The organism is Proteus sp. PR00224 (genome assembly GCF_016238105.1).
Classification (GTDB): Bacteria; Pseudomonadota; Gammaproteobacteria; order Enterobacterales; family Enterobacteriaceae; genus Proteus.
The window spans coordinates 306,842-332,964 of sequence record NZ_JAEHQU010000002.1 but is presented as its reverse complement, the minus strand read 5'-3'; the positions used below and the strand labels follow the sequence as shown (position 1 = coordinate 332,964).

At 34.4% G+C, this 26,123-nt stretch carries 27 protein-coding genes and 1 tRNA gene; 17 read left to right on the top strand and 11 right to left on the bottom strand.

The genetic code is table 11. From position 1 onward, the window contains the following. The first annotated feature begins 415 nt into the window (after positions 1-415). Entirely contained in the window at positions 416-823 is a 408-nt protein-coding gene (locus JEP71_RS04920; RefSeq protein ID WP_198620799.1) for a protein YgfX, read from the top strand. Positions 824-839: 16 nt separating this feature from the next. On the opposite strand, the gene fldB is transcribed toward JEP71_RS04920, so the two are convergent. Then, positions 840-1,358 (bottom strand): flavodoxin FldB, encoded by a 519-nt coding sequence (gene fldB / locus JEP71_RS04915; protein WP_088495999.1) that lies wholly within the window; start codon positions 1,356-1,358, stop codon positions 840-842. Between the two features lie 108 nt (positions 1,359-1,466). On the opposite strand from fldB, the gene xerD reads away from it, so the two are divergent. From xerD to JEP71_RS04870, 9 genes are all read left to right on the top strand, one after another. Then, entirely contained in the window at positions 1,467-2,405 is a 939-nt protein-coding gene (gene xerD / locus JEP71_RS04910) for a site-specific tyrosine recombinase XerD (protein ID WP_198625843.1), read from the top strand. A 33-nt stretch (positions 2,406-2,438) separates the two neighbouring features. Beyond that, on the top strand, positions 2,439-3,146 hold the full coding sequence (dsbC, locus tag JEP71_RS04905) for a bifunctional protein-disulfide isomerase/oxidoreductase DsbC (RefSeq protein WP_196533415.1): 708 nt from the start codon (positions 2,439-2,441) through the stop codon (positions 3,144-3,146). Positions 3,147-3,155: 9 nt separating this feature from the next. Beyond that, entirely contained in the window at positions 3,156-4,889 is a 1,734-nt protein-coding gene (gene recJ / locus JEP71_RS04900) for a single-stranded-DNA-specific exonuclease RecJ (protein WP_198620797.1), read from the top strand. Positions 4,890-5,060: 171 nt separating this feature from the next. Beyond that, positions 5,061-6,159 (top strand): peptide chain release factor 2 gene (gene prfB, locus JEP71_RS04895; protein WP_109371064.1). Its coding sequence is split into 2 segments (ribosomal slippage): positions 5,061-5,135 and positions 5,137-6,159, totalling 1,098 coding nucleotides; the frame shifts between segments, so codons are not numbered across the junction. 8 nt (positions 6,160-6,167) lie between these two features. Continuing rightward, entirely contained in the window at positions 6,168-7,682 is a 1,515-nt protein-coding gene (gene lysS, locus JEP71_RS04890; protein WP_198620795.1) for a lysine--tRNA ligase, read from the top strand. A 207-nt stretch (positions 7,683-7,889) separates the two neighbouring features. Then, positions 7,890-7,963 (top strand) — tRNA-Gly (locus JEP71_RS04885). 112 nt (positions 7,964-8,075) lie between these two features. After that, positions 8,076-8,234 (top strand): hypothetical protein, encoded by a 159-nt coding sequence (locus JEP71_RS04880; RefSeq protein ID WP_196554920.1) that lies wholly within the window; start codon positions 8,076-8,078, stop codon positions 8,232-8,234. A gap of 204 nt (positions 8,235-8,438) precedes the next feature. Next, positions 8,439-8,840 (top strand): GNAT family N-acetyltransferase, encoded by a 402-nt coding sequence (locus tag JEP71_RS04875; RefSeq protein WP_232797517.1) that lies wholly within the window; start codon positions 8,439-8,441, stop codon positions 8,838-8,840. Between the two features lie 347 nt (positions 8,841-9,187). After that, positions 9,188-10,738, top strand: a complete 1,551-nt coding sequence (locus JEP71_RS04870) for a methyl-accepting chemotaxis protein (protein WP_198620793.1) — start codon at positions 9,188-9,190, stop codon at positions 10,736-10,738. A 396-nt stretch (positions 10,739-11,134) separates the two neighbouring features. Here the strand turns inward: JEP71_RS04870 and JEP71_RS04865 are convergent, their stop codons facing one another. The 3 genes from JEP71_RS04865 to JEP71_RS04855 all read right to left on the bottom strand — a co-directional run bounded on the left by JEP71_RS04865 (position 11,135) and on the right by JEP71_RS04855 (position 12,907). Continuing rightward, positions 11,135-11,338, bottom strand: a complete 204-nt coding sequence (locus JEP71_RS04865) for a hypothetical protein (protein ID WP_198620792.1) — start codon at positions 11,336-11,338, stop codon at positions 11,135-11,137. 309 nt (positions 11,339-11,647) lie between these two features. After that, a complete protein-coding gene (locus tag JEP71_RS04860) occupies positions 11,648-11,857 on the bottom strand; it encodes a sigma-S stabilization anti-adapter protein IraP (RefSeq protein ID WP_109371058.1) in 210 nt (69 codons plus the stop codon). A 501-nt stretch (positions 11,858-12,358) separates the two neighbouring features. Next, positions 12,359-12,907 (bottom strand): NADPH-dependent FMN reductase, encoded by a 549-nt coding sequence (locus JEP71_RS04855; protein ID WP_198620791.1) that lies wholly within the window; start codon positions 12,905-12,907, stop codon positions 12,359-12,361. A 438-nt stretch (positions 12,908-13,345) separates the two neighbouring features. On the opposite strand from JEP71_RS04855, the gene JEP71_RS04850 reads away from it, so the two are divergent. Both JEP71_RS04850 and JEP71_RS04845 read left to right on the top strand, forming a co-directional pair. Beyond that, entirely contained in the window at positions 13,346-13,837 is a 492-nt protein-coding gene (locus tag JEP71_RS04850; protein WP_232797516.1) for a hypothetical protein, read from the top strand. A 5-nt stretch (positions 13,838-13,842) separates the two neighbouring features. After that, positions 13,843-16,545 (top strand): sugar transporter, encoded by a 2,703-nt coding sequence (locus tag JEP71_RS04845; RefSeq protein WP_198625842.1) that lies wholly within the window; start codon positions 13,843-13,845, stop codon positions 16,543-16,545. Positions 16,546-16,604: 59 nt separating this feature from the next. Here the strand turns inward: JEP71_RS04845 and JEP71_RS04840 are convergent, their stop codons facing one another. Together JEP71_RS04840 and JEP71_RS04835 are read right to left on the bottom strand one after the other, a co-directional pair. Then, a complete protein-coding gene (locus JEP71_RS04840) occupies positions 16,605-17,480 on the bottom strand; it encodes a T3SS regulon anti-activator ExsD domain-containing protein (RefSeq protein WP_311747757.1) in 876 nt (291 codons plus the stop codon). A gap of 84 nt (positions 17,481-17,564) precedes the next feature. Continuing rightward, positions 17,565-18,401, bottom strand: coding sequence for a helix-turn-helix transcriptional regulator (locus JEP71_RS04835; RefSeq protein WP_198620787.1), 837 nt, complete (start codon positions 18,399-18,401; stop codon positions 17,565-17,567). Positions 18,402-19,567: 1,166 nt separating this feature from the next. Here JEP71_RS04835 and JEP71_RS04830 point away from each other — a divergent pair. Both JEP71_RS04830 and JEP71_RS04825 read left to right on the top strand, forming a co-directional pair. Further along, positions 19,568-20,083, top strand: a complete 516-nt coding sequence (locus JEP71_RS04830; protein WP_232797515.1) for a bactofilin family protein — start codon at positions 19,568-19,570, stop codon at positions 20,081-20,083. An 81-nt stretch (positions 20,084-20,164) separates the two neighbouring features. After that, on the top strand, positions 20,165-20,722 hold the full coding sequence (locus JEP71_RS04825; RefSeq protein ID WP_109371044.1) for a GNAT family N-acetyltransferase: 558 nt from the start codon (positions 20,165-20,167) through the stop codon (positions 20,720-20,722). Here the strand turns inward: JEP71_RS04825 and JEP71_RS04820 are convergent. Continuing rightward, positions 20,700-21,050 carry a nitrous oxide-stimulated promoter family protein gene (locus tag JEP71_RS04820; protein ID WP_098942243.1) on the bottom strand — a complete coding sequence of 117 codons (351 nt, stop codon included), beginning with the start codon at positions 21,048-21,050 and terminating at the stop codon, positions 20,700-20,702. The two genes, JEP71_RS04825 and JEP71_RS04820, sit on opposite strands and share 23 nt — an antisense overlap. A gap of 178 nt (positions 21,051-21,228) precedes the next feature. Between JEP71_RS04820 and JEP71_RS04815 the strand changes: the two genes are divergently transcribed. Further along, a complete protein-coding gene (locus JEP71_RS04815) occupies positions 21,229-21,474 on the top strand; it encodes a DinI-like family protein (RefSeq protein WP_036934877.1) in 246 nt (81 codons plus the stop codon). Positions 21,475-21,595: 121 nt separating this feature from the next. On the opposite strand, the gene JEP71_RS04810 is transcribed toward JEP71_RS04815, so the two are convergent. After that, a complete protein-coding gene (locus tag JEP71_RS04810) occupies positions 21,596-21,835 on the bottom strand; it encodes a YecH family metal-binding protein (protein ID WP_023581559.1) in 240 nt (79 codons plus the stop codon). Between the two features lie 110 nt (positions 21,836-21,945). Continuing rightward, positions 21,946-22,161 carry a DUF465 domain-containing protein gene (locus JEP71_RS04805; RefSeq protein WP_023581560.1) on the bottom strand — a complete coding sequence of 72 codons (216 nt, stop codon included), beginning with the start codon at positions 22,159-22,161 and terminating at the stop codon, positions 21,946-21,948. A 252-nt stretch (positions 22,162-22,413) separates the two neighbouring features. On the opposite strand from JEP71_RS04805, the gene eco reads away from it, so the two are divergent. Beyond that, on the top strand, positions 22,414-22,905 hold the full coding sequence (eco, locus tag JEP71_RS04800; protein ID WP_255311068.1) for a serine protease inhibitor ecotin: 492 nt from the start codon (positions 22,414-22,416) through the stop codon (positions 22,903-22,905). An 88-nt stretch (positions 22,906-22,993) separates the two neighbouring features. On the opposite strand, the gene JEP71_RS04795 is transcribed toward eco, so the two are convergent. Beyond that, positions 22,994-23,431 (bottom strand): universal stress protein, encoded by a 438-nt coding sequence (locus JEP71_RS04795; protein WP_151435692.1) that lies wholly within the window; start codon positions 23,429-23,431, stop codon positions 22,994-22,996. Between the two features lie 534 nt (positions 23,432-23,965). Here JEP71_RS04795 and JEP71_RS04790 point away from each other — a divergent pair. Beyond that, positions 23,966-24,880: a cation diffusion facilitator family transporter gene (locus JEP71_RS04790; protein WP_109371479.1), complete on the top strand. Its 915-nt coding sequence runs from the start codon at positions 23,966-23,968 to the stop codon at positions 24,878-24,880. Between the two features lie 82 nt (positions 24,881-24,962). Here the strand turns inward: JEP71_RS04790 and ghrB are convergent, their stop codons facing one another. Then, positions 24,963-25,922, bottom strand: a complete 960-nt coding sequence (gene ghrB / locus JEP71_RS04785) for a glyoxylate/hydroxypyruvate reductase GhrB (protein WP_198625841.1) — start codon at positions 25,920-25,922, stop codon at positions 24,963-24,965. Positions 25,923-26,123: the final 201 nt, after the last annotated feature.

Genomic DNA, 26,123 nt, shown 5'->3' with positions numbered 1-26,123 from the left:
TATTTTCTCATCAAATAAAGGCGTTTTCATTTTTTATGTAAAAATTTAATAATATTAAGGATACTCTAAAATTTACTGAAATAAAAAATGTAGTTGCGTTAAATTTGCGCACTACCTCTAAAAATGATCGCTTAAATCGTCTTTTTTTGATGTTTTTCGCTTTATACTTAATAAATCAGGTATGCTGACTTTATTAAAACAGCGATTAAGAAAGAATAGAAATTTCGTACTTATTATTAAGTTATATTTTTTTAATACATATTAAATCGAAAAAGTAACAATAAATAATTAAGCTAAAATATAAGATAAACTATTTGCAAGGTTAAGGAAGAAGTTACATTATAAATAGATTGGTCTTTATTATCTTTAACTTATTTATATTCGTATAGAATTATAGCAGGAGTTAATATAACTCGTGATTTTATGGAAGTCGCACCTCACAGTATCATGGTTTACTCAACTCTTCTCAACAGTTGCTTATGTTGCCTTTGAGATCGGTTTACTGTTGTATCCATGGCCTCCTGATTTTATTTATGTTTGGGTTCCATTGTTACTTTTCTTGATAGGTGGTTGGTATTTCACACAAAAGAATATTAGTCGTATCAAAGGGGATTTTATTTTACTGAATGGCAACCGAATTCAATGGAAACTGCATGAATGGCAAATAACAAAACGCCCTTGGATCAGCCGTTTTGGTGCTCGAATAACGTTAACCTCTATTCTAAATAAAAAGCAAATCACGTTATGGGTTGCTTTTGATAGTATGACTGAAAATGAGTGGCGTAACTTTTCTCAGTTATTGATGCAATATCCAGATATTTAATATCTGGATATTAAATTTATAAATTTTCTTCTACTTCACGTAGAATTTGCATACACCATTGTGATAAACGTTCATCAGTTTCTTCAAATTGGTTTACGTCATCTAATGCAAGACCAACAAAATGTTTACCATCATCAGATAAAGGTTTTGGGCTGACAAATTCATACCCATCAACAGGCCAGAACCCAATAAACTTAACACCACTTGGTAATAAATGATGGTAGAGCATACCCAGCGCATCAAGGAACCATTCGCTGTAATCAACCTGATCACCCATTCCATACATTGCAATAAGCTTATTTTTTAAATTTAATGTCGGCAATGTATCCCAAATATTGAGCCAATCTTCTTGGATCTCACCAAAATCCCAAGTTGGAATACCTAAAATAAGGATGTCATATTGTTCCATAAGCGTGATATCACACTCTTGAACATTATGAAGATCAACGAACTCTTCACCGAGAATATCACGAATTTTTTCTGCTGCCATTTCGGTGTAACAAGTGCTGGAACCGTAAAATAGACCAATTTTCATAAAGGTTTTTAGGATATTTTTGCCAATAAAGGTCACTATTGTACCAGAAAAATTTTTTTATAAGGCATAATGTAAAGGCGATAAGCTAAAGAGAGGGAGAGTAAGACTGTGTCACAAACCAAATTATCGACAAAAAAGGCAACTCATATCAATGAAGATACTGATATTATCATTGAACAATTTCTCGACAATATTTGGTTAGAGCAAGGCTTATCTGCAAATACGCTCAGCTCTTATCGCTTAGACTTACAAGCATTAGGGCAATGGCTTGCACATCACGAATTAGACTGGTTATCAGTCACTACTTTGGATTTGCAATCCTTTCTCGCAACGCGTTTAGATGAAGGCTATAAAGCCAGTAGTGCCGCGCGTCTACTCAGCACAATGCGTCGATTATTCCAGTATCTGTATCGTGAAAAATTACGTTTAGATGACCCAAGCTCATTACTGTCAACACCTAAGCTTCCTAAGCGTTTACCAAAAGATTTAAGTGAGCGACAAGTTGATGATTTACTCAATGCCCCTTGTATTGATGAGCCACTTGAATTGCGCGATAAAGCAATGCTTGAAGTCCTTTATGCATGTGGGCTTCGTGTTTCTGAATTAGTGGGATTATCCCTCTCTGATATCAGCTTACGACAAGGCGTGCTACGTGTTATTGGTAAGGGCGATAAAGAACGATTAGTTCCTTTAGGTGAAGAAGCTATTTACTGGCTGGAGCAATATCTGCAATATGGAAGACCCACTTTAATGCAAGGAAAAACAGACGATATTGTTTTTCCTAGCTTAAGAGGGCAAAAAATGACACGCCAAACATTTTGGCATCGGATAAAACATTATGCAGTGATAGCAGGGATCGATACGGAAAAACTATCACCTCATGTGTTGCGTCATGCATTTGCGACACATCTCTTAAATCATGGAGCAGACTTGCGTGTTGTACAGATGTTATTGGGGCACAGTGACCTCTCTACAACACAGATTTATACCCATGTTGCAACAGAACGCTTGAAAGCGCTTCATCAGCAACATCATCCAAGGGGATAGCCGCTAAAGAGCAGGCGTTAAATAGGAATTCAAATGAAAAAGAAATTATTCTGGTTGCCAATATTATTAAGCATGGTGTCAATGCCTGTGCTTGCTGACAATGCCTCAATTGAAGCGCAACTGGCTAAAATGCAAATTAAAGCAGAAAGTATCCAACCTACACCGATTGTTGGGTTAAATGCGGTGTTATCAGACAAAGGTATTTTTTATATTACGGATGATGGTAAGTATCTAACAGCGGGTCCTATTTATAATATCAGTAATGGTGAGCCAGTCAGTATTGCCAATCAAATTATTATGAAAAAAGTAGATTCACTTAAAAATGAAATGATTGTCTATAAAGCACAAAATGAACGCCATGTGATCACTATTTTTACTGATATTAGTTGCCCCTATTGCCAAAAACTTCATCAAGAAGTACCCGAATTGAATAAACAAGGAGTGACAGTACGCTATTTAGCGTTTCCTCGTAATGGCATTAGCAACAATATTGTGAGCAAAGAAATGAATGCTGTGTGGTGTAGTGGCTTCCCTAATAAATCATTAGACAGTGCATTTAAAGGTGACAAAATTATTGCGATTGATGATTGCAAAAAAATCAATATCAATGAACATTTTAAATTAGGCACTATGATGGGGATCCAAGGCACACCTGCTATTGTATTACCTAATGCTAGTATTTATGGTGGATATATTTCTGCACAAAACCTTGTTGAATTATTAGATAAAAAAGAGAAGTAATTACGTTTTATGGTCACTATTGAACCGACATTGCGTCGTCGAATTGCACAGGCAACTCAATTACCAGATAACTTAGATCCCTTATTACGACAAATTTATGCTAATCGTGGAATAACCTCTGAAGTTCAACTAGAACGATCGTTAAAAGGCTTACTTCATTATCAAGCATTAACAGGAATAGAAACGGCAATTTCATTACTGATTGATGCATTACAGCAACAATCTCGTATTGTTATTGTTGGCGATTTTGATGCTGATGGTGCAACAAGTACCGCACTTGCGATTAAAGCATTACGCCAAATGGGATTTAAGCAGGTTAGCTATCATATCCCTAATCGCTTTGATGATGGTTATGGTTTAAGCCCTCAAGTTGTTCATGACGTTGCTAAAAAAGGGGTTGATCTCATTATCACTGTAGATAATGGAATTTCCTCTTTTGAAGGTGTAGATGCGGCTCATGAATATGGTATTCGTGTCCTCGTTACCGATCACCATCTACCGGGACAAACCTTACCTGCCGCTGATGCGATTATTAATCCTAATCTGACAGATTGTTCTTTTTTATCTAAATCATTAGCAGGTGTTGGCGTTACTTTTTATTTAATGACGGCATTAAGAGCTGAATTAGAAAAACAAGGCTGGTTCGAGCAACAAAACTTAACTCGCCCAAATATGGCGGATTTTCTCGATTTAGTTGCACTAGGCACAGTGGCAGACGTTGTTCCTCTTGATGAAAATAACCGTATTTTTGTTTATGAAGGATTACGCCGAATTAGAGCTGGACGTTGTTGTGTGGGTATTAAAGCGTTAACAGAAGTGTCTCGTAAAGAACTATCTCAATTGGTTAGTAGTGACTTAGGTTTTTCTTTAGGGCCTCGCTTAAATGCAGCAGGGCGTCTAGATGATATGTCGGTGGGGGTTGCTTTACTCTTAACTGACAATATTGGTACTGCTCGTGAAATTGCCAATGAACTTGATGGATTAAATCAAACTCGGCGTGAAATTGAAGCGGGAATGCAAGAAGAAGCCTCAACCATTTTTCGCCAGTTTATGGGCACTCAACATGATTTACCTAATGGTTTAGCGATATATCATCCCGAATGGCATCAAGGCGTTGTGGGTATTTTAGCCTCTCGTATTAAAGAGAAATTGCATCGTCCTGTTATTGCGTTCGCACCTAGTGGTGATGGTCTGTTAAAAGGCTCTGGTCGTTCAATTAGTGGCGTACATTTGCGAGATGCCTTAGAGCGATTAAATACATTAAATCCGGGGTTGATGGTGAAATTCGGTGGGCATGCAATGGCAGCCGGGCTTTCACTTGAAGAAGATAAATTCCCTTTATTTCAGCGTCATTTTTCGTCTTTAATGGCAGAGTTGGTTTCTGACGAGCAATTGCAAGGCGTTATTTTATCTGATGGTGAGCTAACAGAAAACCAGCTATCACTACCAATTGCGGAAATGCTAAGAGAAGCAGGTCCGTGGGGACAAGCTTTTCCAGAGCCTTTATTTGACGGTAAATTCACGTTATTACAGCAACGTATTGTGGGTAGTAAGCATTTAAAAATGATGCTTCAGCCCGTAAATAGCCATCTTATGATTGATGCTATTGCCTTTAATGTTGATATTAATATGTGGCCTGATAACAGCATTAAAATGGTTGAGCTAGCGTATCGATTAGATGTGAATGAATTTAGAGGGCAACGTAATGCTCAATTGCTTGTTGAGCATATTTGGCCTTGTTAATGCGAATAAATTAAACAATTTACCGTGATATAGAGAGTCACGTTGTTATGGTAACAACTATCTGATAGACAGTTGTATATAAATGCTATAAACCCGCTGATATATCCGTTACAATATGCGGTTCAAAATTTATTCCAATTGTTTTTGAAAACAACATAAAGACGAAAAAATATGTTTGAAATCAACCCCGTAAAACACCAAATTGAAGAAGTCTCTGAAAGAACGAATGTTCTCAGGGGGTATCTTTGACTATGATGCCAAGAAAGAGCGTTTAGAAGAAGTTAACGCTGAATTAGAACAACCTGATGTATGGAACGAGCCAGAAAGGGCACAAGCATTAGGCAAAGAGCGTTCATCTCTTGAGGCTATCGTAGAAACAATCGATCAGTTAGAGCAAGGACTAGAAGATGTTTCTGGTTTACTTGAATTAGCGGTTGAAGCTGATGACGAAGAAACATTTAACGAGGCTATTGCTGAGTTAGATGGTTTAAATAAAAAGCTTGAGCAATTAGAATTCCGTCGCATGTTCTCTGGTGAATATGACAGTGCGGATTGCTACCTTGATTTACAAGCGGGCTCTGGTGGTACAGAAGCGCAAGATTGGGCAAGTATGCTGATGCGCATGTACTTACGTTGGGCTGAATCAAGAGGCTTTAAAACAGAAATTATTGAAGAATCTGACGGTGATGTTGCAGGATTAAAATCAGCGACTATCAAAATTATTGGTGAGTACGCTTATGGTTGGTTACGTACAGAAACAGGTGTTCATCGCCTAGTTCGTAAAAGCCCATTTGACTCAGGCGGCCGTCGCCATACCTCATTTAGTTCTGCCTTTATTTACCCTGAAGTTGATGACAATATTGATATTGAAATCAATCCAGCTGATTTACGTATTGACGTTTATCGCGCTTCGGGTGCGGGTGGACAGCACGTTAACAAAACAGAATCTGCGGTTCGTATTACCCACGTTCCAACAGGTCTTGTTACTCAATGCCAAAACGATCGCTCTCAGCATAAGAACAAAGATCAGGCAATGAAGCAGATGAAAGCGAAGTTATACGAGCTGGAAATGCAGAAGAAAAATGCAGATAAGCAAGTAATGGAAGATAACAAGTCCGATATTGGCTGGGGTAGTCAAATTCGTTCTTATGTTCTTGATGATTCACGTATTAAAGATTTACGTACTGGTGTGGAAACGCGTAATACACAAGCAGTATTAGACGGTGATCTTGATAAATTTATTGAAGCTAGCTTAAAAGCGGGCCTGTGAGGAAAAACATGTCGCAACAGCAACAAGGTGCGGAGCAGGCACCTGATTTAAATAACGAACTGCAAACACGCCGCGAAAAATTATCCGCTTTACGTGATAATGGTAACGCATTCCCAAATGATTTCCGCAGAGATGCGCTGTCTGACGAATTACATCAAAAGTATGATGCAATGAGTGCAGAAGAGTTAGAAGCAGCAAATGTGGAAGTTTCTATTGCAGGTCGTATGATGACTCGCCGTATTATGGGCAAGGCATCTTTCGCTACATTGCAAGACATGGGTGGTCGTATTCAGCTTTATGTTTCTCGTGATGATTTACCAGAAGGTATCTATAACGAGCAATTTAAAAAATGGGATCTCGGCGATATCTTAGGTGCTCGCGGTCGTGTTTTCAAAACGAAAACGGGTGAATTAAGTGTTCACTGTACAGAAGTGCGTTTATTAACGAAAGCACTACGCCCATTACCAGATAAATTCCACGGTTTAGCTGACCAAGAAATGCGTTATCGTCAGCGTTATTTAGATCTGATTTCTAATGAAGAATCGCGTAAAACTTTCCAAATTCGTTCACAAGTCATGGCGGGTATCCGTCAATTTATGGTGAACAAAGGCTTTATGGAAGTTGAAACGCCAATGATGCAAACCATTCCTGGTGGAGCAAGTGCGCGTCCGTTCATTACCCATCATAATGCGTTAGATATCGATATGTATCTACGTATTGCACCTGAATTATATTTAAAACGTTTAGTTGTGGGTGGTTTTGATCGTGTATTCGAAATCAACCGTAACTTCCGTAACGAAGGTGTATCACCACGTCATAACCCAGAGTTCACAATGATGGAACTCTATATGGCGTATGCAGATTACCGCGACTTGATTGAATTAACTGAAGAATTATTCCGTACATTAACTGAAAATGTACTTGGTTCTTCATTAGTGAAATATGGTGATCAAGAGTTTGACTTTGGTAAACCTTTTGCCAAATTAACCATGAAAGAAGCTATCTGCAAATATCGCCCAGAAACCGTAATGGCTGATCTTGATGATATGGATAAAGCGGTTGCTATTGCTCAATCTATTGGTATTAAGATTGAGAAAAGCTGGGGCTTAGGCCGTGTTCAGTGTGAAATTTTTGAAGAAGTTGCAGAAAGCCACTTAATTCAACCAACATTCATTATTGAATACCCAGCAGAAGTTTCTCCACTGGCTCGTCGTAACGATGATAATCCATTTATTACTGACCGCTTCGAATTCTTTATTGGTGGTCGTGAAATTGGTAATGGTTTCTCAGAACTCAATGATGCACAAGACCAAGCAGAGCGTTTTGAAGATCAAGTTCGCCAAAAAGAAGCGGGTGATGCAGAAGCAATGTTCTTCGACCATGACTATATCACGGCATTAGAACACGGCTTACCGCCAACTGCAGGTTTAGGTATTGGTATTGACCGTATGGTGATGTTATTTACTAACAGTCATACTATTCGTGATGTTATTTTATTCCCAGCAATGCGCCCTAATAAATAATTGTTATTTTAAATAACTGTTATTTTAAATAAATGGTTAATTAACGAATAGCATTAACGAATATCAATATAGTTATAAAGCCACCGAAAGGTGGCTTTATTGTTTTTTAAAACAAATGGTTATCTTTTTTTCGATGATTAAATAATCATTTAAATAAAAAGGGGATTGTCGTTCAATCAAGGAGGCGTATAATCAAAAAAATCTAATGCGGGCGTAGTTCAATGGTAGAACGAGAGCTTCCCAAGCTCTATACGAGGGTTCGATTCCCTTCGCCCGCTCCAATTTTTCATCGTGAATTTTCTTGGCTCCATAAATTTGATTGCGTAATCTGTATACAACATTAAGTTGATATTTTACATATCTAATATACTAATCTTAACGCAGGAGGTTAAAATGGCTATTACAAGTAGTACGTTCGGTCGCACCATCCTGACGGGAAAAGATGCAGAACAAATGCTTAAGCAAATAAAGAACTCTAAGCCTAATGCTAATGCTAAACGTTCTTTAGAAAATGCACGTCAGAATCGCCAAAAAACAGTAAAAAATGCATAGTTTAAATTTAGGGTAGGTTGTTGAACTAAAATGGAATTATTATAACCTAACCTAATCATCCTTCCTTTAAATCAATATCATAAACATAAAAATTTTAGTGGTGGTTCAAAAGAATATCAACCGCTAAAATCTTTCATTCAAAAAGATGCCTTATTATTCCAAGATGGTTGTATCGCTCAAACATATATTGTAGCTGATGACAATATGCGAGAAGACAAAAATAAGCCTATCGACACTTTTCCTTTTAAAATACTAGGCTACATTACATTAACTTGTAGTCAGGTTAACCTTAAAGAATATGATTTAGGTGATTGTGTTCGTGCTAGTTCATATGAATTTTTACCAGCTGTTAAAATCGCACGTTTAGCTGTTGATTCTAATAATCGGACTTCAGGAATTGGTTCAATGCTTTTTGAATATGCATTGTTAATGTCACTGGATGATATTCGTCCTATGGTTGGATGTAGGTTTTTGATAACAGATGCTAAAAAAAGTGCTATGGAATTTTATTCTAAAAAGGGAATGGAATTGCTTGATACTGAAGAAAATAAGAGTGCAGATCACCCAATTATGTTTATTGATTTGTTTACGTTGATTGAAAGTTAATTGCGTCATTCTATCCTTGCTCTACTTTTAGCTAATTTAAGAATATTCCAAACCTTATTTTCCCCTTCAATTATCCTTTTATCTCTTTAATACTTCTTATTTATTTTTCAAGTCACTAATTTTATAGTTTGTTGATTTTAAATGAATTTGTTATTCTCATGTCAAATTATAAAAAATGATAGATAAGTAACATTTTTGCTTCCTCCATCTAACTCTTTTTATGTATAGAAAATAAAAAACCAATTTATAAAAAACTTTAGTAAAAAATTAAAATAAATTGAAAAAGTGTCGATAAAAGTACATTACGCCCTATTGGGCTTACTTTATCTTGTTAGTTGAGAAATTCGATGCGGAAACTTCGTAACATTACTATTCGTCTGATGATGTTAGTCATACTGGGGACTTTATGTGTGCTATTTGGCGGTGTCAGTCTTTATAGCGCATGGGCGCTAGAGCAAATATCCAAAGGTAATCAATCTGATAATCAAATAATAAAACAAATGGCTGCGCTCAGTCAGGGAAATGATCAGTATTTTCGATTCACTTCTCGATTAAATCGTCTCGTTGAGGAAAAAGCAGAAGGCAAAGACGTCGATTTTACACAAGTACAATTGGCGATGGAAAATATGGAAAAACAGATCACGTATATGAAATCTGTTTCTCCAGGGCCGATGGATGAAAAAGTATCAAAAGAACTAATGGACGTATGGCAAGCACTTTTTGAACAAGGCGTAAAAAAGCAGATGGAATTAGCGCTCAATGGCACTATCGAGCAATATGTACATCATGCAAAAAATGTAACACCTGCGTTGAGTCGCGAATTAGGTAATGTAAGTGAAAACTTTAATAATGCCGCAAATATAAAAATTGATAGTACGATTGAAGAAGTGGATAACCTTATTGAGGTGACACAAATTGTTATTATTATTAGTGTCATTTTAGGGGGAATTATTCTGCTCCTCACTGATCGTTATTTAGTCGCTATGTTACAAAAACCACTCGAAAATATTCGCCAACATTTTGTGAAAATTACAGAAGGTGATCTGAGTCAGTCACTAGAACCTTTTGGTAATAACTGTGCTGGGCGATTAATACCGTTATTAAATGATATGCAAAATAGTTTGCATGAAGCGGTAAGTACGATCCGAATGGGAAGTGATAGTATTTATCGTGGCGCATCTGAAATAGCCAAAGGGAATAACGATTTAGCTTCTCGTACAGAAGAGCAAGCAACAGCATTAGAGCAAACAGCAGCAAGTATGGAAGAGATAACAGCTGCCGTTAACCAGAATATGGAACACGCTTATCAAGCGAGAGAGTTGGCTGAAGTTGCATCAGTGACTGTTGAAAAAGGCAATGAATTAGCTGAATCTGTTGTGACAACAATGGACGGGATATCTAATAGTTCAAGTAAGATTGCAGATATCATCAATGTCATTAACAACATTGCGTTTCAAACAAATATACTCGCCTTAAATGCGTCAGTGGAAGCGGCAAGAGCAGGGGCTCATGGTCGAGGATTTATGGTTGTCGCTAATGAAGTGCGTAATTTAGCAGGAGATAGTGCCAAAGCAGCTAAAGAGATTGAAGTCCTTATTGCTGATTCCACTGCGCGTGTAAAAAAAGGTGCAAAATTAGTGAGTGATATGGAAAACACGATGGAAGACATTTTGATGGGAGTTAAGCAGGTAACGTCAATAATGAAAGAAATCACTATTGCATCTGAAGAGCAAAGTAAAGGTATTGGTCAAGTGAGTGTAGCTATTACTCAAATGGATGGTGTAACACAACAGAATGCTTCTTTAGTTGAACAAGTTTCAGCGGCAGCTATTTCATTAGAAAGACAAACCGAAGAATTACAGTTATCGGTACAAAAATTCAATCTTGCTCATCGTTGATATAGAGAATATTCATAAAGTGTGTCTAAGGTGGTAAGTTTTTACTCTTTAGACGCATAAACATAATAAATCTAAAGTTTAAATTCTTATTATTCGTGCTTTTATTTAAAATTAGAAATAAGTTTAACTTAATCATTGATCGAGTATTGAAACAGTAATGGTTTATAATTTTTTTCATAAGGAACAGAAAATCATTATTCAAATTAAGTGAGCCATAAATAATAATATTATTTCGTTTATACTCAATCAATTAAAAAGTACTTTTTATTTCAACTTTCATAATCAATCAGTGATTATGTTAAAGTTTAAATCGATTTGATTTTTAAAGATATAGATATAAATCCTCTCTAATATAAATAATAATAGAGAGGGCGATGAAGAATGTAGCTTTAATGTTTAGAGTATTTTTTTTATATACTGTTCGGTCTTGCTTATAATATTTTGGTATTGAGGATGATCGATATAAGCATCATTGATGGTCTTATTTATATCGTGGATCACTATTTCTTTTTGTTTATCTGTCAAAGTCAATAACAAGGCTTTTAGAACTACTTTTACTGCTGCAATTTCATACTCTATATTGACAACTTTTTTTTCCATAAGATCCTCAAAAGAACGACAATTTATTGCTGTGTGATAAATTATTTTTATATTAATTAATTGTTTATTTAAATCCAAGAAAAAATTAAATTGATAAAAGAATATACAACTTTATCGCATTTTTCGTTAGAACAGTAACTGTGAGGATATTTGAGATGTAGGAAATAGACACTCAGTAAATTTAACTTAGCGCTGTGTGAATGAAAGAAAAATCACAGTATATCCTATACAAAATAATCAATAGGATACTATTAGTACCCTATAAGAATTAGGGGATAAATTTAATAGCAATAGAAAATATCGTTTTCATTAGGTTTGAATAAGCTTTTTCACATATTGCTCAGTTAAGTTAATAACTTCATTAAGCTGAGGGTATTTGTTAGATGTATCCTCAAGCACTATAGATATATTGCCCAACATATCTCTTCGTTGTTTATCATTTAGCGTGGAAAGTAAAGATTTGATAACAATTTTTAGAGCAGCGATTTCACATTCAATTTCTTTTAAATTTTTATCCATGACTTACCTGCCAGTATTTAATGGATGAATAATATAGATAATTTTTTTGTTTATCACAATTATAGAAGCATATTATTTAGATATGTATCGCACATTATGGCTAACGTTCTTACCTAATATAAATTATTAAAAATAATTATCAAATTTTAAGTTTTATATGTGGTAGTAGATTGAAGTCTATTGATATTTTCTGACTTTAGAACGAATAAGATAAATGATTAAATTTGATCTCAAGCCCGATTCTATTTAAATCACTTTATTTTTGGTTATATAACAAACAGTTTTTAATTGTAATAATAAAGTATATCTCTTAAAGATAATCTATTTTTGTCTTTTGTTATTAAATGTTGAAGTGAGCAAGATTATTATCACTTTTTATCTATAAAATGTTAAAACTTTTATTTGTCAGTAGAGATATTATAACCAAATAAATTAAATTAACTTTGATGTTCAAAAAAAGAGCTTATGTTTTTCACATAAAGCTCTTTTTAGTCTATTTGATTATTGATTATTTTGCTTCACAAAAGCCACGTAGGCATCAACCCAGTTTTGCATAAAAGTTGCTGTTTTCTCTGAAAACTGCCCATTCTCAACCATTCCGTCATACCATTTTAGATAACATTCAGGTTGATTTAGCGTCGGCATATTTAAGAAGGCTAATGAATTACGTAAATGCTGTTGAGCTATTGCCGTACTAATATTACCAATTGAAACACCAATAATACCGGCTGGAATTTCATTCCAAGCATTCGTTCCATAAGGGCGAGAAGCTTGGTCAATCGCATTTTTAAGTACACCAGGTATTGAGCGGTTATATTCTGGTGTGACAAAGATGATGCCTTGGCACGCTTTTATTTGTTGTTTGAAATCGATAACAGAAGAAGGGGTATGACTGTCATCATCTTGGTTATAGAGAGGAAGAGCACTAATATCGATAAACTGACAGGTAAATTCTTGAGGAAATAACTTAATTAAAGCATGTGCTGTTTGTCTATTAAACGAATCTTTTCTTAAACTACCGACAACGATACCAATTTTAAAATGACTCATCTTAGTTCTCCTATTTGGAAGGATAAAATGAATATCAATACCGATATTAGATATTCATTTTTTGATTTTATCTCGGTATTAAAAAACAGCAACAAAATATAAGGGTATTTTTTACACGTAAATTACGTAAATAAATGATAAAATTAGTATTATTATTTTTATTATTATCTGGTATTATTCCATCAATATAAAAAACGATCAGTTTATATGACAACATTTTTACTAAATAAATCCGATATTCAATATTTGATGTATTTAGTGTGATGTAAGTAGTGTTTTAAGAAAAAATAAATGAAATGATAGGAACACTCATTGCAACCAAGGGTGTTAGCCTATTTATTTAGTATGCAGTAGGTAATAGAAAATTATAATAAAATGGCTTAAAATGCGACAACTCATATGCTCTTATTTAAGTCTGATCGGAATTAAGGAAAAATGATGTCCTTATTACAAAATAAAAAGAATGTCCTCGCTGTATTTATGGCAACCAGCGTCCTCGCCCTATCTGGGTGTGCGTGGACTGATCACACTCGTCCAATTGAAACGCCAGCGCCAACACAAACCACACAGCCTGTAGCAACTACTCAACCAGTGGCTGTTGCACAACCGCTTTCTATGGCACCTGCAGCAGAGCCTGCTGATAGTGGCGTAGATGCAAGAAAATTGGGGCTAGCACCACAAAGTGCTTGCATCAAACAACTTGATTCTTTGAAAACTTTTTCTCCATCTGACTATCAATCCATGATGAGTTCATTTAAAGAAATTAGCGAAATCAATGCGATGTACCGTAGTGTTCAAGGTACAGCAAGTAAAGATAGCTTAGATTTATTGAAAATGAGTATTGAATCAAAAACAGAAGTTTTATGTGCAAAAGTTCGCTATTTGTCGATTATGTCAGTTAATTCGACATTAAAAAAATTAGGTGAATAATTACTATGAAATTAAAGCAGAGTGTTTGTCTCGCTTTTATGCTGTTTCCAACACTATCGTTTGCCAATAATGAGTTTAATTCTGTTATTGAAGATTTTGACCGTTATTTTGAAACGCAAGAGCCAATTAAAATTGAGCCTAAAACATCTGCTACAATTTCATCGTCAACGAGAGCTGGTCAGGCTAATCGTGGAGTAAACCGCACCACAACAGCGACTCAACAAACAAAACCAGAGCAACGAGTTAAACCTTCTACGCCAGCTAAAATAGATAATCAGGCAGTCGAACCTGTTAAGACTCCTGATATCACGCTGGCAGAAAATTGCCCTGTGTTACCCGCCAGTTATTCAAAATTAAAGAGTGATTACACTCGTTATTTAACGCCGTTGCTTTCATTTGTTCCGATTAAACCACAATTTACACCAGAGGATCTTAATCGTTATAGCTACCGAAATAATGTAACGGTTTATAACCCGTTAGCTCTTTATTCAAAAGAGAGTTATACAAGGCCTCAACGTAATGACAACTTCTTGTTAGATATTATTCCAGGAACATTTTATTCTGTTACGGCCATCCCTTTTCACTTTGCATATCAGTTCAATCGCTCTGTACTCGATCATAAACAACCTCTTTTTAATAAAGAGCTATTAAATCGTTTAGCTGATACGAGAAATAAATACCAAACGTTGTATCAAAAATACACTGAACAGGCAGCTATAACAAAAGAGCATTTGGAAAAACTTCAAAATGCCAATAACCAAATTAAACAACTCGAATTGACGCTGGCTGAAACAGAAGAAAAATTAGCTACGGCGAATAACTTACTTACTGATGACACGTTAAAACAAGCTGTTTCCAAGCTACAAAGTGATTTGGAAACAATAAAAAAAGAGCGTGACTTATTAGTTAAGCAATTAGCTGAAAAAGAGAACGTATTACAGGCTACAACAGTAAAAAATACAGAATTAGCAAAACAGCAACAAGATTTTGAAAAACAAGCAGGGATACTTAAAAGCTTAGAGGCGAAATATACTCAGCTTGAGCAAGACAAAGAGCAATTAGAATCTCAGTATCAACAGGCTCAGGCTCTGTTAAAAGATGATAGCGCCAAAAAAGAGATTGATAAATTACAAAGTTCACTTGAAAGCATAAAATTAGAGCAAGAGAAGTTAATTAGCCAATTAAATGAAAAGCAGACACTACTCGCTAAAATTGAACAAGAAAAAGAAGCTATACAAGCTCAGTATGTCGAATCTCAGCAATTGCTAAATAGTAACAATGAGCAAAAAGAACAAGAATTAGCTAATTTAGAAGCAGCAAAAAATAAAGAGATAGCAACATTAGAAAATTCGTTATCAACAATAACGACTGAGCAAGATAAATTAACGAAACAACTCACAGATGTACAAAATCAATTAGCAACAATAAAGAAAGAGAAAGAAGATGTGCAGACTCAATTTGCACAGGCTCAACTTTTGCTAAAAGATGACTCTGCGAAAAAAGAGATAGATAAATTACAAAGCACATTATTGAAGATCACGTCAGAACGTGAAGATTTATCTAAAGAACTTGCATTAAAAGTGGCAGAAGCAGAAAAGCAACAAGATGCTAATAGCAAACTTGTTGAGGAACAACGTAAAGAAATAGCACAATTACAAACACAGGTTGAAAAAAATAATCAGGAACAAACTCAACTTAATAAAACGCTTTTAGCTGTCCAGCAACAAAAAGAGCAGGCAGATGAAAAACTAAAAGCAATTCCAGAATTAAAATTACAGTTAGATAATAAAATAACTGAATTAGCTGATCTGAAAAAGAGCTTATCTGCGGGTGAAAAAGCCGTTGATAGTTTAATTACTGATAAAAATAATCTGATAGCTAAGTTAGAGAAAGCGCAAAGTGAGCTATCGAATAAATATCAAACATTAGATACACAATTTAAAGAGAATAATATCGCATTAGCTCAAGTCACCACGAGCAAAACAGAAAGTGAGAAAACGTTAGCATTGCTAGAAAAACAACTCTCTGAAAAGCAAAATACGACAGATAAATTGAGCGCTCAATTAGCTGAAGCGAAAGTACAATTAGAAAAACAAAATACAGAAAGTACACAGCAAATTAGTACATTAAAGCAACAGCAAACAGAATCTATTGCTAAATTAAATGAGCAAATTAAAGCAAAAGATGCTGAATTAGCGAAAGTTAATACAGATACTAGTAATATTTTAAAAGAAAATAAAACGCTAAAAGAGCAGCTTGAGAAAATGGCGGGCGAAGGGCAAATGATTGCAGGACAACTTGCTTATGCTTATTCGATTATTGGAAAAGATAATGCCCAGCGTAATAAATCCATTTTATCTGAGATCCAAAAACAGAATTACGTACAATATGACGACAATACCTATTTTAAAATTTTAAAACAGGGTAAACCCGTTACATCAATTGCGGGCAAAACAGTTGTATTTACTATGCATGAAGAGCTAACGGATGGTACTGTGACGCTTAATTATGATAAAGCTAAGCCTCTTATTTTACCTTATCGCCAATTACCACTACCATTGAATACCTTTATTGCCAAAGCAGGTATCAATGGTAAAGCTAAAATTTATATAAAACCAGGTGGTGGTTATGGGAAAAATGGTGTTCCAGGGCAAGTGCCTCCAGAGTCCATGTCTATCGTTACAATTGAGATCTTAGATATTAAATAGAATAATTAAAAGTTAACATCAGCTCTTCTCTTTTTATTTAGAGAAGAGCTGAAATTTTATTATCGCCATAAAAATTCATCGTTCTTTAAGCAAAGATCTCTTTCTAATAACCAAATTTTTAAATTTTGACAATTTTCAGGATTTTTTGGAATACTGTTTAAAATCTTCCATAGCGGTTTTATCAATTCTGAACGTGGTGTTACACCTTGGATGTAATCTAGTGTGTTATTTATTTCAAAATTAAATACTGGTTCATTTTTCCAATTCTCTAAAAGTAACTTAATATCTTTTTGTAGTAGATCATTAATCACAATGAGTCGGACTTTATCTGAATTTAGTTTGATATTAATGTCATCTAAAGATAAAAAAGAATCACTTGTATTTGATAGCTGTTTTCTTTCGAATGACTTAATATTTTCACACTGCTTAATTTGAGACTCTAGCTCTCTTTTAGTTTTATAAAGTGTGAATAGTTGAGGGGCAAGATGCTGAACCCACCAAATAAATAGAGGCTTTATAACAGCTTGAATTAAGCGCATATGTTCATTGATATTGACAGTAGCTCTCAATGATTTATCCCAATCCATTGGGGTTAACGTAGAATTTGCTTGTTGCGTATGAAATGAACTTGCTAAGCCAACAACATCACGAATTTCTTCTTTAGTGATATCAACAAAACAGTATTTTTTTCGTAAAAACCAAGTGGATTGCAATAAATTGTCTAAGCTTTCACGACATAATACTCGAGATAATATTTTTATCTGATGTGCATTAACATCACATTCAGTGTCGCCGTTTTTATTAGACTGCAAAGAAAACTGTAGATCAAACAAATCATCTACAGTTTTTTTATCACTGGTTGCCATCATTTTTTTTAGTAAAGCTAAATAGTCATAATAATGGGCTTGTGGGGTATGTTTATTTTCTTTGATCACGATATAGAACTCACTCATAAGAATAAATTTCAAGTATTCTAACTATGAATGACTTTTAGATATTATGATATTCGGTCGGATTTTTTATAATTTTAATCTGATGTTTCTCGCTTTACTTGGTGTCATATTAAAACGACGATGGTAACTTTGTGTAAAGTAAGATTGGCTTGAAAAGCCTGACTCCATTGAAATATCAACAATACTCATTTCAGTAGTCAGCAATAGTTGATGTGCGTAAATAATTCTTCTTTCGCAGATCCATGTTCTTGGTGATGTGCCATAGACGTGGTTAAAAAGCTCTTTAAATGTTGTTAACCCCATACCAAATTCACGGGCAAATTGTTTTAGCTTCCAACTTTTTAAATGGTTTTTTTCCATAAATATTTTCAAGCGATCAACTTGGCGATGACTGAGTTGACGCAATAATGCCATTAAATCTGAACCTTGTTCCGTTGACAGTAACAGAATTAAAAGCTCTTCAATTCGTAACCGTGTGAACGCTTCAGGGCAGGATTGGGCGGTGAGATATTCAAAACCATTGCTACAAAAGTGAATAAGAGGAGAGTTTTGAAAACAAATAAAGGCACTAGAAAATTCTTCATCCCTTTCTATATTACACAAAATATCGTTGTATTTTGACATGAAATCTCTTAAGAAATCATCTGAAAGGGGTATCGCAATAATCTCTACAGGATCGGCGCCTTGTGTTTTTAATGTGTAATTGCCCTGTTGTAAAAAAAGAACTTGATCTTGGTTTGCTGTGATTGTATCCGTACAGTTTTGCAAAATAAGTGCATTTTTCCGAATAAGGAAGAGAGCTTTTTGTTCATTTTCTAGTATTTGATATTGTGGATAGAAAAAAGATTTTTTTTGAATCGCACAATTGTTTTGATTATTTTTGTCACATTGCATTGTATTCATAATTCGCCCAAAAATTATTATATGAGTATCACTGTATTTTTATAATGATAAATATAAGTACATTTATAAAAACACTTCTTTATTATTGAGTGCTATTAAAAATAAAAAGGAGACTATTTTCTTTAATTTGATGATGTTTTTTTTTTAGATATTAGACACTGCATTTTGTTTTGCTAATTTAAGATAAGTCATTTTGTTAATTTAATGGGGTTTGGTATAAATTGCAAAAGAAAATTAAATAAGAAAAAATTTTTATTTGAGACCATAAAGAATGGTAAGTGCATTTGTGTAATCAATAATTTACACTTATTTTTTAAAGTGTTAAAGTTTATATATAACATTGAGTTATTCTTACTTGGTTTTCTTTACAGTGTAAATAAATAATAGATGCATTTAAAAGATAGGTATAATCATTGTTTTTTTATTGTGGTTGTTTTGTTATTTTATTGTTGTGTTTTATTTGAAAAGATAAAGTTCATAAAATGAAAGTTAAAACTAAAAAAGAAAACTAGTTTTCCCTGTTATATTAACATAAGTTATAAAAATAGATAAATAAAGATTAGTTTTAACAAAAAATAAACACAAATCTCACATTTAAATCTAATTTTTTCTTGGTGATTTTTCATTTCTATTTTTACTGTGACTGATGTCTCATATTTTTATTTTTGAAAAATTAGATTGTTCTGCGGTTTTAAAATAAATATTTTTGAACAATATTTTTATAAAAAAGAATATAAGTATAAAATGTTAATTTTTAATGCGAAATATTTGTCTAGATAAGTGTTTGCTACTCATAATTTATTTACATTAAAGTTTGGTGATTAAAATAGATAATCTTTGTGTTTAATTAAATATTTTTTAGCCTAAGGAACAAATCAAAAAACTAAAAGGTAATAATAGGCTTATTGCTGGCATTATGCTTGCCATCTGTTTATTAGAATGGTGAATGCATAAGTGTATTTATTGTCAGGGAGGTAAGGATATAGCTAATTATGGAGAATAAGCGAACACTGCGAAATATTATATTCAGCGGGATATGGATAATTTGGACTCTTGCCTTAATTGCTTTTTGGCGTTATCAGATGGCAGGCGAATTTTTGATTATTCTAATCCTAATTTTTAGCATTATTATTTATTATATGACGTTGAGGTTAAAAAAAGCCGCTATGTTTAGTCGTAAAACTGAAACACCAAAAGCAGCAGAGCCTGTTGCACCAGTAATAACAGAAGAGAAAAAACCGATGCCAGAGCAAAAACTATACACGATTATTGCAAAAGGAACGGTATTCCAAGGCGATATTAATGTTGAAGGCGATATCCAAATTTGGGGGAAAGTAGCTGGTAATATTAATGTCAAAGATGGCGTTATTCGTGTTATGCATGCGGGGCAAGTTGAAGGCGAATTAACAGCACCAGATATTATTATTGACGGTTTTGTAAAAGGAATTTGTGCTGCTAATAACCTAGATATCTTAGAGCATGGTGAATTACGTGGTACGAGCCGTTGTGGCAGTATGTCTATTAAGCGTGGCGGTATATTTACTGGGCAATCAGAGCAAGTTGAACATCAAGCAAAATCAGTTGCTCAACAACGCGTTGTTTCAATAAAAGAAAGCGCTAATGCAAATAAAGATAAAGTTGTTGCTCCAGTAGAAAACCAACTAAAAGAAAACAAAAAATAAAGTACCATTTTTCTTTTCATTGTTCGTTGTTTATCCTATTTTATCGCTATTGTCTTAATTTTATATAAACAGAGAATAACGATGAATTTAGATACTCCCAGACTACACCTAAGAGAATGGCGTGAGAGTGATAAAGCGCCATTTTTTTCTGAAATCAACTCTTCACCTGAAGTGATGCGCTATTTTCCTTGCACTTTATCTCAATTAGAAAGTGATAATATGGTTGAGGTTATCCGTGAAAAATTTGTTCAACAAAATGGATGGGGAATGTGGGCAGTTGAATTAAAAGAGACTCAAGAGTTTATTGGTTTTGTTGGATTAAATATTCCAGCCGCGCCTTTGCCATTTAATCCCTGCATAGAGATTGGTTGGCGTATTGCGAAAAAGTTTTGGCGAAAAGGTTATACTTATGAAGCGGCTTTAGCTGTATTTAAATTTGCTTTTGAGACTTTGGAGTTAGAGGAAGTTGTTGCTTTTACCGCAGTTTCAAACCTTCCATCTCAAGGTGTAATGCAAAAACTAGGTATGCATCAGTCTGATAATTTCTTTCATCCAGCATTAGATAAAACCCATCCTCTCGCTGAGCATGTTTTATACCGCTTGAAGAAATCCGACTTTACTTTTCAGTCGAACGAATAGTGCGTTTTTTTTCAGGAAGTGGAGGAACAGGTTTTTTATCGTCAATAAGATGGCGTATTGCTAAGATTGGATGATAAATTAACATTCGTGGACCAGCCCAACGCATGATTTGTTTCATCGTTTCTCGTTTTGCTGGTTGGTAACAATGGATAGGGCATTGTTTACAAGCGGGTTTATCTTCACCATAACGACATTTATCTAATCGGTTATAGGAATAATTGATTAATTGTTGATAATAATCTGAGTCAGCTTCAGGATGTGAATGAGCATAAAGGTGAACCATTTTTTGAATGGTTTTTTTTTCACGATTTATTCTTTTTCCTGACATACCTTTCTCTCTTAGTTGTATGTTGCATTTATTATGCATCTTATCATTAAGCAGATAGAGACGCTAAAATATTATTTAATGCGTAATAATAAAAATTTTACTAAAAAGACTTTTCTTTTTTCTTAGAATATACTACTGTATTTATATACAGTTTATTTACCTTTAAATGGTGAAACCAATGCGTGTGGAAATTTTATTTAATAAACAATCTAAGATAACCGACTCATTATTTCCGCTCTTAGAACACGAACTGAGAAAAAAGATCATTCCAGAATATCCAGATATGCAGTTTCGTATCGCCTTTAGTAGCATGAATTCGATTCAAGTTACAGGCATAAAAGATGAAACTAAGCATGAACACATAATGGAACTTATTCAAAGTGTTTGGGAAGATGATGGCTGGTTGCAAACAGACGATGAATAAAATGTAGTAAATAAAGTAATTACGATTGTCAGAACGAATTGGCTTTTTATTTGTTTATATAAAAAGCCAATGACATAGAAAAGGAAATCACTGGCAATCGAGCTTTAAAACTGTATATCTATCAATGATGACAAATCTTATTTTCACTCGTTGTAAATCCACCTTCTGCTGGAATAAATTTACCTTTCCTTTCTAAGAAATCAACTAATTCAGTCGCTGTCATATTTTCAGCTGAACAAGTATGAAAACGTGAGTCATTGCCGAATTGTTTATGGATAGCATCAATTAGCGATGTTTTAGTAAATGCAGTCTCTGAAGAAAGGATCATTTGCAAAACTTCATGACCATGTATTGATGACATATTGAGCCCCTAAAAAATAAAAGATACATTAATTATGCATCTTTATGGGGTAGTATCTTTGTTTTTAATCATAAAAAGCGATGACAGATTATCATCGCTTAAAAAGAGCCTTATTTTTCACTTCGTTGAAGTATTTTTTGCATTTCATCTTTAAGATGAAGCTTTTCTTTTTTTAGTTTGGCAACTTCATCGTTATAGCCAGCTCCGTTAGGGCCTTCTAATTTAGCAATTTCTTGATCGAGTCGATGATGTTTATCGTAGAGAGCTTCAAAGCGGGGATCACTATTTCTTAATTGAGAAACAAGGGCTTGTTGATCTGAGAACATATAACCTCCTATGAAAAGAAATTGGGTCTCTATTTCAGTATAATCATAGATAGCTTATCTGCACGGTGATGTATCACAAATTTACATTTCATGAAAAAACGTGATTTTTCTTTTTAAAACATTCAGAATTATCCACTCATAGTACTATTTACTAAGATGTTAGCATTCAATCACTAAAAATATTAGTATTCAGATAATGAGCAATAAAAACATCTGACTAATTTTGTTAACGGCGAAGTGTTCGCTGTAAAAATGGAGAGAGTGATGAACAAAGTAATATTATCTTTAGTAGCAGCAATGTCTTTATCTGCGTGTGCACAAGCTACTGACAGTTTAGATAAAGTTGCACCTTATCCTAAGGCTCAAGAAAATCAAGTTCGTCATGTTATCGAATTAGAGAAAAAAGATAATGAAAGCAATTACCAAGTTGAATTAATTATTGGTAAAGAACTTAAAGTAGATTGCAACCATCAGTGGTTTGGTGCGGATTTAGATGAAAAGAATTTAGAAGGTTGGGGTTATAGCTATTATGTTGTTGGCGATTTAAATGGTCCAATGTCAACAATGATGGGATGTGCTGACAATACGAAAAAAGATGCCTTTGTACAGGCAAATATAGGATCAGATGCCTTTATCCGCTATAACAGCAAATTACCTATCGTTGTTTATGCACCAAAAGATGTTGATGTGAAATATCGTATTTGGTCAGCGGCTGAGACTACTCAAGATTCAGTTAAAAAATAACAGTCAACCTGATTTAAAATAAACCATCATTTGCTAAAAAGCCCTTTGTTGTTGAGACAAAGGGCTTTGTTGTTATTTAAGCTAAATATTAGCGTATAACTAAAACTGACATTTTGGCATGGCGTACAATTGATGATGCTGTTGAGCCTAATAAATAAGAGGAAACATTAGGTCTATGTGACGCAATCGCAATTAAATCAGCATCAATGTGGCGGGCATATTCTAAAATTTCATCTTTTGCGTTACCAACACCAACATTACATATAATTTGCTCATCAGGAATTTTTGCATCTTTAATCATGTCTTGTAGTGCAACAAAAGCAAGACGAGTACGTTCTGACGAGTCTTTGAATTTTTCAGGAATAGCAGCAAACTCGATACCAAAGAAAAGTTCAGCATTAGGAATAACGGTGAGGAAGTGGATCTCAGGTTTACCCACCTTTGCTATTTGTTCAATGTGAGCGATTAGTTCCTGAGAAAGTTCATCTTCTAAAATATCAATGGGAACTAGGATTTTCTTATACATTACAAACCTCACTTAGCGTTAGTTTAAAATATTTACCATTATCGCCTAATAGTAAAAAATAGCTGTGATCTGTGTTTTAAATAAGAGTGAGAATGATTATTTACTACTTTACATTATTAAGCATTAAAAATTAAAAACAGGCTGAAATAATATTAACAATATAATGAAAATAAGTTATATACCTTAACTCGTTGACAGGGAAGCAATTAATAATGTCATGTTAAAAATAAATTTCTCTTTTTCTCATTAAAAATAGAAAATGCATAAAAGAATGATTATCAATTATATTATTGTTCTGTATCTATAAGATTTTATTGATAAAAATAAGAGACAGAAAGATTTAAATATGGCATATTAATAGACAATGACATCTCAATATGATGTCTGGACAGCAATCTTAGTCCCTAAACTGGATTGTTATTCAGAGTCGTCCTTTATCCTCACCAATGAGTTATGGAACCTGAAATAACCTATGGAACTCTATTTATTTATGGCAATAGAGTAGGCTATTTAAAACCAAATAAGATTATTATTATGACACATAATCACATTGATGATATTGAGTTGGATCGGGCTGATAATAAGCAGTCTGAAAAATTTAAGGCAGCTAAGAAAAGCACGTTAGTGAGTGTTTTTGTCAATATCATTTTATCCATTTGGCAAATTACAGTGGGCTTTTTTTCACACTCTCAAGGTTTAATTGCCGATGGCATTCACTCACTCTCTGATCTTATTGCTGACTTTGTTGTTTTAATTGCCAATAAAGGTAGTCAGAAACAACCTGATGCTGATCATCCTTATGGGCATTTTCGTTATGAAAATGCGGCATCACTTATTCTTGGGACGATTTTATTAATTGTTGGTTTAGGAATGGTGTTTTCAGCCATTCATAAAATTTTAGATCCCTCTACTATTCCTGAAGTTCATAGTGTTGCTTTATATGTGGCTTTACTTGCATTAGCTGCTAAAGAAGGATTATTTCGCTATATGCTTGCTGTTGCAAAAAAAGTGGACTCAAATATGTTAGTCGCAAATGCTTGGCATGCGCGTTCTGATGCAGCTTCTTCATTAGTTGTTGCAATTGGTATTATCGGAAGTTTGGCTGGATTTAAATTTTTTGACCCATTAGCAGCATTAATTGTCGGATTATTTGTCGGTCGTATGGGATGGCGTTTTACTTATCAAGCTCTACAGGATTTAATGGACAGAGGGGCTGATAAAGAGACGCTGGAAGAGATTAAACAGATGCTGGTTTCAACACCAGGCGTGCAAGGCGTTCATGATTTAAAGACGCGTCGTTCAGGTGATTATTTACTCGTAGATGTACATCTTGAAATTAAAGGTGATCTCACCGTTAATGAAAGTCACGAGATTGTTGTTAATGCACGTAATAAGGTTTTGCAAAATAAACAGATCTTGAGTGTGATGGCTCACGTTGATCCTGCTTAAACTGATTTGCACATCTAATAAAAAAGGTAATGATAGATTTTCATTACCTTTTTTTGTATCTAAAAAAACGCTATTTACTATTTTAGAAATTGACGCAGTTTTCTTTTACGTGATCACTTAGCGCCGCAATCAGATTATCTACTGCACATTCAGCCATCGCATAGCGAGTCTCTTTTGTTGCAGAGCCTATATGTGGAACAGCAACGACATTCTTCATCGTTAATAAAGGTGAAGATGAAGATAGAGGTTCTTTTTCAAAAACATCAAGTCCAGCACCTGCGATCTCTTTTTGTTCTAATGCATGGATTAGTGCCAATTCGTCCACCACAGCTCCGCGCCCTGCATTAATTAAATAAGCGTCAGGTTTCATCATCGAAAATTGTTTCTGTCCCATTAAATGATGCGTTTCTGGTGTTAATGGTAACGTGATACAGACGAAATCAGATTGCTGTAATAAGGTCTCTAAAGTGCAATGCTTTGCAGTAAATTTATCATTTACTTCTGTATATTCTGTACGTGAGTGATAAAGAATATTCATATTAAAACCAAAGTGTGCGCGCTGTGCTAAAGCTTTTCCTATTCGCCCCATTCCAATAATACCCATGGTTTTATGATGAACATCAGTACCATACCAATCAGGTGTGATACCTTTAATCCATAAGCCTTGTTTAATATTATCAGCAAGTTCAGGAATGCGTCTTGCTACGGCAAGTACTAATCCCATCATGGTATCTGCGACGGTGTCTGTTAATACGGTTGGAGTATGCATTAGTTTAATATTACGTTTAGTGAGTGCATTAACGTCAACATTGTCATAGCCAACAGAAACCGTTGAAACGGCTTTTAAATGAGGTGCTTGGTTAATAAAATTTTCATCGATGTTGCCACCAGCACCTAGTAATCCAGAGGCATTGGCAAGTGCTGAACGAAAATCATTAGAGTCTAAAGAGAGCGTTTTAAATTGTTTGATATCAGCAAAATTAGCTAATTTTTTGTACAGTTTTTCAGGAAGATCTTGATATAGCACGACAATCGGTTTCATTATATTTTCCTTATATACTCGTCATACTTCAAACCACAGCGTTGTTGACTTGGTTCACTCGCATTAGTCACATACTTCAATACTCGTCATACTTCAAACCACAGCGTTGTTGACTGCGTTCATTCGCACTAGTCACATACTAATGTATGCTCCTAGCGACTCATTTACTTGTCGCCTAGCTGTGCCTTGAATTATTTAGAG